This window comes from Psychrobacter sp. PSi21, from assembly GCF_054960615.1.
In genome coordinates, this window is sequence record NZ_JBHNYR010000049.1 from 1 (window position 1) to 612 (window position 612).

The following is a 612-nucleotide window of genomic DNA, read 5'->3' on the forward strand; positions in this document are numbered from 1 at the left end:
CCACTTGGCAGCGCCGTTGTTGATGCCAACAACCGCTGGAGCATCACCTTAGATGCGGCGGATGTGGCCACACTGGGCGACGGCATCAACACCTTAATCGCCACGGAAAACAACGACACCGACAGTGTCAGCATTAACGTTGACACCCTCGCGCCTGAGGTCACCATCGCCATTCCGATTGCTGGTGACGACATCATTAACGCCGCTGAAGCGGGAGACGTGGCCGTCAGTGGTACAGGAGAAGTGGGCGCCACCGTCACGGTCAGTGTGGGCAATACCGTATTAGGCACAGCCACGGTTGGTGCTGGCGGCACATGGAGCACCAGCATTGATGTCACTGGCCTAAATGATGGCGACGTGACCTTAACCGCCGCCGCCACTGATGCTGCGGGTAACAGCGCTACGGCGACGGCAAGCGTGACGTTAGACACACTGATCAATGTCACCCTTGATACCCCGATTGCTGGTGACGACATCATCAATGCGGCTGAATCAGGCGCTGTGGTGGTCAGTGGTACGGGCGATGCAGGCACAACCGTGGAGATCAGTGCAGGTAACAGCGTCCTTGGCAGCGTCATCGTTGATGGCAACGGCAACTGGAGCACCACCATT

At 58.2% G+C, this 612-nt stretch carries 1 protein-coding gene; it reads left to right on the top strand.

Annotated features, from left to right (window positions below; genetic code table 11):
* Positions 1-612: Ig-like domain-containing protein (locus ACFI32_RS14830; protein ID WP_462627389.1), on the top strand; the 612-nt coding region annotated here is incomplete at both ends.